Origin of the sequence: Martelella sp. NC20 (assembly GCF_013459645.1) — a bacterium.
Classification (GTDB): Bacteria; Pseudomonadota; Alphaproteobacteria; order Rhizobiales; family Rhizobiaceae; genus Martelella.
The window spans coordinates 283,710-290,000 of record NZ_CP054861.1; the positions used below are offsets into that span (position 1 = coordinate 283,710).

A 6,291-nucleotide genomic window follows, 5' to 3' on the forward strand; every position below is an offset into this window, starting at 1 on the left:
GCCAGCCATGACCCATGTGATCGGTCTCGATATCGGGACCACGTCCACGATCGGCATCCTGATCGCGCTGCCGGACAGGGTCGTGGGGCTCGCCTCGAGACCCGTCGCGCTGTCCTCGCCGCATCACGGCTGGGCGGAGGAAGATCCCCTGCAATGGTGGCAAAACGTGCAGGCGATCACCCGCGAACTGCTGGCGCTGGAAGGCACGGACCCGGCCGATATCGGCGCCATCGGCGTCACCGGCATGTTGCCGGCCGTGGTGCTGCTGGATGAGGCCGGGGCCGTGCTGCGCCCAAGCATTCAACAAAGCGACGGGCGCTCGGGACGCGAGGTCGAGGCCATGCGCCGCGAGCGCGACGAGGCCGCCTTCATCGCAAAGGCCGGAAACGGCATCAACCAGCAGCTTGTAACCGCCAAGCTGCGCTGGATCGAAAAGCACGAGCCGGATGTCTTCGCTCGCATCGCCACGGTGTTCGGCTCCTATGATTTCATCAATTTCAAACTCACCGGCAAACGCGCCGTCGAGCAGAACTGGGCGCTGGAAGCAGGTTTCGTCGATGTCGCCAGCGGCGCGCTCGACGACGACCTGATCGGCTGGGCCCATCTGCCGGCAAATGCCATTCCGCCCAAGATCGCCTCGCATGAAGTGCTCGGGACCGTCAGCGATGAAGCCGCCGCCGTTACCGGCCTTTGCGCGGGAACCCCCGTTGTCGGCGGCGCGGCCGACATGGTCGCCTCGGCCTTCGGCGCGGGCGTTCAGGAAGCCGGCGATGTTCTTTTGAAATTCGGCGGCGCGGTCGATATCCTGACGGCGACAGACAAGGTGCGCCCCGATCCGCGCCTGTTTCTCGACTACCATCTGATCCCCGGCCTCTATATGCCGAATGGCTGCATGTCGACAGGCGGCTCGGCGCTCAACTGGTTCATCGAAACCTTTGCGGGCAAGGAGCAGCAGGCTGCCGAAGCGGAGGGCATCTCGACCTATCGCTATCTCGACCGGCTGGCGGAAAACCGTCCGGCGGGCGCGGAGGGCGTGGTGATCCTGCCCTATCTTCTGGGCGAGAAGACGCCGATCCATGATCCCGATGCCCGCGGGCTGATTTCCGGCCTCACCCTGTCGCATGATATCGGCCATCTGTGGCGGGCGCTGCTGGAATCCTATGGCTATGCGCTCAGACACCATATCGACGTGCTGAACGACATGGGCCTCGAGACCACGCGCTTTCTGGTTTCCGATGGCGGCGCGCAAAGCGAAATCTGGATGCAGATCGTCGCCGATGTGCTGCAAAAGCCGGTGCAATGCCTGACCGGGCATCCCGGTTCGTGCCTGGGCGTTGCCTGGACGGCGGCCATGGGCGCCGGGCTCGTCGATGACTGGGCGGGCGTTTCGGCCTTTGTCGGACAAGGCGTCACGGTTAGGCCCGATGCGTCGAACCGCGCGGTCTATGATGACGGTTATGCCCGCTTCCGCGCGCTCTACCGGCCACATGGCGAACCCTGACGGCAGGCCGCGTGCCCCAGGTTCAGGCCGTGCTTTAGAAAAGGTCCTTGCGGGGGGAAACCGATCAGCCTCCGGATCGCCTCAATGGCGAGGGTGACGATCATTCGGCCAATGCTTCCGGCCGCCGTGACTTCGGGTTCAAGTACACGAAGGGATGCGTCCTTTTCATCAAGCTCGTGAACGAGATGGAGAACGTCGCGGCCTGCCCTCCAACGTTTTTCCGCTCTCGATCATCGACGCTCACATTGGGCAGAGGCGTGCAAGCGCGCATCACTGTTCAACCCGGAGATGGCGGCGAAGCCGAAGCTGTCGAGGCTTTTGTCGACCGGGAATCTGGCGGCCCCGATCCGACGCTCGACCTTACGGCGATCGCGTTCGATCATCTCTCGCTCGGCAAGTCGGGAGAGATATCCAGAGGATGGCTGAGAAGACGATCAGACACCTGCCGCAGCAGGCGGAAATCCACTTAACCAAACGCCCGAAACTGTTCAGACAAACCGAGCCACCTCTCTGGCCGCGATCCTCACCTTCGCATCTGGCAAGAGGAAGCCCGAGTTTCTCAGCGAGAGGGCAGTTCTGGAAGACCTGATGGGCTGCGCTGGCGCAACTGAAGGCCAGAAACGCAAAAAGCCCCATGATGGGGCTTTTTTGGGATCGCAGGTATCTTTGGTTGCGGGGGCAGGATTTGAACCTGCGGCCTTCAGGTTATGAGCCTGACGAGCTACCGGGCTGCTCCACCCCGCGTTATATATTGGCTTTTTGAACGCAAAAAAGCCGCTTTACGGCGGCTTTTATCGGCAGTCGCCGTTGATGCTCTGAGAAGATATCAAACGCGGCTGCAATTTGCAGACCTGGCAGCGACTTACTCTCCCGTGTCTTAAGACAAAGTACCATCAGCGCTGGGGCATTTCACGGCCGTGTTCGGAATGGGAACGGGTGTTAAGGGCCCCGCCATAACCACCAGGTCGGCGAATTGCAGCGTTTGTTTGTTTTCGAGAAGCTGGTTTTGTTGAGGTGCTTCAGTGACGCACATTGGGAAGACTGTCGAGGGAATTCCCTCAGCAGCTTGCCTGCGTCGCGAAGCGCGCCGTCCGCAGCGTAGTGGCCAAAGGCCACGACAGCGTGAGGACATATAGATCGTGTTCATCGGCGAAGCCGATGAACATGAACAATGAGAACGATCAAGCCAATCGAGCGATTAGTACCGGTAAGCTTCACACATTACTGCGCTTCCACACCCGGCCTATCAACGTTGTCGTCTACAACGGCTCTGATAGGGAATACTCGTTTTCAGGTTGGTTTCCCGCTTAGATGCCTTCAGCGGTTATCCATTCCGTATATAGCTACCCTGCTATGCGGCTGGCGCCACAACAGGTCCACCAGAGATACGTCCATCCCGGTCCTCTCGTACTAGGGACAGATCCTGTCAATATTCCTACACCCACGGCAGATAGGGACCGAACTGTCTCACGACGTTCTGAACCCAGCTCACGTACCGCTTTAATTGGCGAACAGCCAAACCCTTGGGACCTGCTCCAGCCCCAGGATGCGATGAGCCGACATCGAGGTGCCAAACAACCCCGTCGATATGGACTCTTGGGGGTCATCAGCCTGTTATCCCCGGCGTACCTTTTATCCGTTGAGCGATGGCCCTTCCACGCGGGACCACCGGATCACTATGACCGACTTTCGTCTCTGCTCGACTTGTCAGTCTCGCAGTCAGGCGGGCTTATGCCATTGCACTCGACGACCGATTTCCGACCGGTCTGAGCCCACCATCGCGCGCCTCCGTTACTCTTTAGGAGGCGACCGCCCCAGTCAAACTACCCACCATACACTGTCCCGGATCCGGATAACGGATCGCGGTTAGACATCCACGAAGATAAGGGTGGTATTTCAAGGATGGCTCCACAAGAACTGGCGTCCCTGCTTCAAAGCCTACCACCTATCCTACACATGTCTTGGTAAATGCCAGTGTAAAGCTATAGTAAAGGTGCACGGGGTCTTTCCGTCTGACCGCAGGAACCCCGCATCTTCACGGGGAATTCAATTTCACTGAGTCTATGTTGGAGACAGCGGGGAAGTCGTTACGCCATTCGTGCAGGTCGGAACTTACCCGACAAGGAATTTCGCTACCTTAGGACCGTTATAGTTACGGCCGCCGTTTACTGGGGCTTCAATTCAATGCTTGCACATCTCCTTTTAACCTTCCAGCACCGGGCAGGCGTCAGACCCTATACGTCGTCTTAAAGACTTCGCAGAGCCCTGTGTTTTTGATAAACAGTCGCTACCCCCTGGTCTGTGCCACCCTCTTACACTTGCGTATAAAAGGGTCACGCTTCTTCCGAAGTTACGCGTGCAATTTGCCGAGTTCCTTCAACATAGTTCTCTCAAGCGCCTTGGTATACTCTACCTGACCACCTGTGTCGGTTTCGGGTACGGTCTCATGGTGGAGCTATTTCCTGGAACCGCTTCACCGCAAGGACAATCCAATAAGTCCTCACGATTTACGCAATCCGTCACTACCACCTGGCCCACGAATATTAACGTGGTTCCCATCGACTACGCGTTTCCGCCTCGTCTTAGGGGCCGGCTAACCCTGCTCAGATTAACTTTAAGCAGGAACCCTTGGTCTTTCGGCGAGGGAGTCTCTCACTCCCTTTATCGTTACTCATGTCAACATTCGCACTTCCGATACCTCCAGGACCCCTCACGGGTATCCCTTCATCGGCCTACGGAACGCTCTGCTACCACGTACACTTGCGTGTACATCCTCAGCTTCGGTGCATGGCTTGAGCCCCGGTACATTTTCGGCGCAAAGACCCTTATTTAGACCAGTGAGCTGTTACGCTTTCTTTAAATGATGGCTGCTTCTAAGCCAACATCCTGGTTGTTTTGGGATCCTCACATCCTTTCCCACTTAGCCATGACTTGGGGACCTTAGCTGGAGGTCAGGGTTGTTGCCCTTTTCACGACGGACGTTAGCACCCGCCGTGTGTCTGCCGACTAGTACTCCTCGGTATTCGCAGTTTGGTTAGGATCAGTAAGACGGTGAGTCCCCATAGCCCATCCAGTGCTCTACCCCCGAGGGTATTCGGTCGACGCTCTACCTAAATAGATTTCGCAGAGAACCAGCTATCTCCGAGTTTGATTGGCCTTTCACCCCTAGCCACAAGTCATCCCGATCTATTGCAACAGATATGGGTTCGGTCCTCCAGTTGGTGTTACCCAACCTTCAACCTGCTCATGGCTAGATCACTCGGTTTCGGGTCTAATGCAACTAACTAAATCGCCCTATTAAGACTCGCTTTCGCTGCGCCTACACCTACCGGCTTAAGCTTGCTAGTTACACTAAGTCGTTGACCCATTATACAAAAGGTACGCAGTCACCCAGGACGAACCTTGGGCTCCTACTGCTTGTAGGCATCCGGTTTCAGGATCTGTTTCACTCCCCTTGTCGGGGTGCTTTTCACCTTTCCCTCACGGTACTTGTTCGCTATCGGTTATGCACGAGTACTTAGGCTTGGAGCGTGGTCGCCCCATGTTCGAACAGGATTTCACGTGTCCCGCCCTACTCAAGGACAATGATTGTTCTACGCATACGGGGCTATCACCCATAGTGCCAGGCTTCCCAACCTGTTCTGCTTCATTCATCATTGCCACTGGCCTGGTCCGCGTTCGCTCGCCACTACTTGCGGAGTCTCGGTTGATGTCCTTTCCTACGGGTACTTAGATGTTTCAGTTCCCCGCGTTCGCTTCTTAACCCTATGTATTCAGATTAAGATACCTATCAGCGATATCTAGAAAGATAAGATGTTCCAAGGAACACCTTAAATTTTCTAGATATCTAAGGTGGGTTTCCCCATTCGGATATCCATGGATCAAAGCTTATTCGCAGCTCCCCACGGCTTTTCGCAGCGTATCACGTCCTTCATCGCCTGTGCATACCAAGGCATTCACCAAATGCCCTTAAATCACTTGATCGTTCTCATTGTCGATGTTCATCTGCTCTGTCCTCACGCTGCCGCAAACCTTGCGGTTTGCTTCGCTCCGGACGGGGCGGCGAACCGTCGCCGACGGGCTTGCGCCCTACGGGTAAGTTCCTCGCAACGTCTTTTGCAGGCTTTGTGAGCACAGTCACCGGGCCTTTTGTACAACCCCGGCCGATGCCATCAACACGATCGGACCACCAACTCAACAAAGTTGGCAGCCCATTCATTTCATTAAGACTGAATGTTCTCAGTTCTTCGTCGCGGCTAAGCCGCGTCGGCGCCCCATTGATCAAATCAAAAGTTCGCCGCTCCCGCGGAGGATAGATGCGTAAGCACCGCTCATCCGTGAGCGATAGAAGAACTAAAAAGACATTCGTCTTTTTAGACCAGCTTCTCGAGATAATGTCCGATGATGTGCGGTCAGGCGCATCAATCCGTCGCATCGCTCAGATGGGGCCGAAGCCTCAAACAAACAATCGACGTTATGACAGAGCTTCCTTCCAAAACTGCCCCTCTCTCGTCTCCGGCCGGCTAGACCTTCAACGCCGTCAATGGGGTCAGCTCTAAACGATCATGATTTGCATCACGATCACCTGGAAGCCTCCAGACATATCTTCTCTTCACAATGTAACATTCAACACGGCATATGCTCGAAAGCACATGCAATCCTATTTTTCTCGAAGTCATCTATCCGGCTGCCCGAAGGCGCCAGATCCTTGGTGGAGCTAAGCGGGATCGAACCGCTGACCCCCTGCTTGCAAAGCAGGTGCTCTCCCAGCTGAGCTATAGCCCCGCACC

At 56.3% G+C, this 6,291-nt stretch carries 1 protein-coding gene, 2 tRNA genes, 2 rRNA genes and 1 pseudogene; 1 reads left to right on the top strand and 5 read right to left on the bottom strand.

Annotated elements, in window-relative coordinates; genetic code table 11:
* Positions 1-7 precede the first annotated feature (7 nt).
* Entirely contained in the window at positions 8-1,501 is a 1,494-nt protein-coding gene (locus HQ843_RS01365; protein ID WP_180900171.1) for an FGGY-family carbohydrate kinase, read from the top strand.
* Between the two features lie 239 nt (positions 1,502-1,740).
* Here HQ843_RS01365 and HQ843_RS29165 read toward each other — a convergent pair.
* The 5 genes and pseudogenes from HQ843_RS29165 to HQ843_RS01390 form a co-directional block, all read right to left on the bottom strand.
* Positions 1,741-1,911, bottom strand: a pseudogene (locus HQ843_RS29165) (ATP-binding protein); the annotation flags it as partial.
* Positions 1,912-2,168: 257 nt separating this feature from the next.
* Positions 2,169-2,245: transfer RNA gene (locus tag HQ843_RS01375), tRNA-Met, on the bottom strand.
* A gap of 105 nt (positions 2,246-2,350) precedes the next feature.
* Positions 2,351-2,466: ribosomal RNA gene (gene rrf, locus HQ843_RS01380) — 5S ribosomal RNA — on the bottom strand.
* A 212-nt stretch (positions 2,467-2,678) separates the two neighbouring features.
* Positions 2,679-5,485: ribosomal RNA gene (locus HQ843_RS01385) — 23S ribosomal RNA — on the bottom strand.
* Between the two features lie 725 nt (positions 5,486-6,210).
* A tRNA-Ala gene (locus tag HQ843_RS01390) sits at positions 6,211-6,286 on the bottom strand.
* Positions 6,287-6,291: the final 5 nt, after the last annotated feature.